The following is a 1,115-nucleotide window of genomic DNA, read 5'->3' as shown; positions in this document are numbered from 1 at the left end:
CGAGAGCGGATAAAATCACCGCCCTAAAGAGCGGTGAAAAATCCTTTATTTTCTATAAGTTAAGTAATATTTAGATTTGATAACGATCGCATTACAATATCCACATCTTTATTTTCCAATTCGTGAATAATATGCAAATAGGTTTTTTGTGTGGTGGTAATGCTGGCGTGCCCTAAACGGCGAGCAACGCTAGCAATGGACACTCCTGCAAATAACAGCAATGAGGCGTGGGTGTGGCGCAGTCCGTGTACCGTAATAATTGGGATTGCCGCCTTTTTACAATAACGAGCAATGAGATCATTAATTGTGGAATTATAAACTTTTTCCTGATTTGGCAGAAAAATAGGAATATTTTCAGGACAATGACGGATTAATTGTGCAAATTGAATAATTGTTTGCCAATCTAACTGAACCTTGCGAATGGAAGAGCGATTTTTAGTGGGTAAAAATCCGCCGTCATTTTTATAATCCCAAGTTTTATTTATGGTTAATGTTTGTCGTGCAAAATCAAAATCTTTTGGGGTAACCGCAAGGGCTTCTGAAAAACGCAATCCTGTTTTAGCAATCAATAAAATCAGCCAGTCAAAACTTAATTTTTCACTTAAATTAAGCTGATGAATAAGAGTTTGTAATTCGTATTGGCTGAGATATTTCGGTTTTTTCTCGCGTGGAATCTTGCCTTTAATAATTGCTTTACGCGTAGGATCACGAATAACTAATCCTTCATCAACCGCATCTAAAATTGCTCCTTTAATTTGATGATGAAAATCCATCACAGTTTGCCGCTCGTGGCTACTTGCATAGTCATTTAATAGCTGTTGATAGCTAATGCGATTCAAATCACATAACCTAAGTCTTGGTGCAAGGCGAATAAGCCAGGTATGCGTCATTTTATATTTAGCCAGCGTAACAGGGCGAATCGCCCCCTCTTTATAAATGCGAATCCAACGTTTGAAATAACGATGAAAAAGCTCTTGATTAGTTAATCGCATAGAGATGTCCTCCATTTTATTGGGGTGAAAATTACACAATACAACGTGAGAACTATTCAGCGATTTTGTCTATTTTGCAAGATTTTCACTTTGTTTTTATGATACTTTTTCTAATGGCTATCA

1 protein-coding gene is annotated in these 1,115 nt (G+C 36.9%); it reads right to left on the bottom strand.

Annotated elements, in window-relative coordinates:
- Nucleotides 1–59 precede the first annotated feature (59 nt).
- The gene (locus C3007_RS11210; protein ID WP_094933668.1) at nucleotides 60–992 is read right to left on the bottom strand and encodes a site-specific integrase; all 933 of its coding nucleotides are present in this window, start codon (nucleotides 990–992) and stop codon (nucleotides 60–62) included.
- Between the last annotated feature and the right edge of the window lie 123 nt (nucleotides 993–1,115).

Origin of the sequence: Avibacterium gallinarum, from assembly GCF_002921135.1 — a bacterium.
In the GTDB taxonomy this organism is placed as follows: Bacteria; Pseudomonadota; Gammaproteobacteria; order Enterobacterales; family Pasteurellaceae; genus Avibacterium; species Avibacterium gallinarum.
This window is presented reverse-complemented; position numbering and strand designations above follow the sequence as displayed.

Coding starts and splice junctions, on each gene's coding strand:
- C3007_RS11210 (WP_094933668.1), bottom strand. CDS start 992: ATGCGATTAACTAATCAAGAGCTTTTTCATCGTTATTTCAAACGTTGG.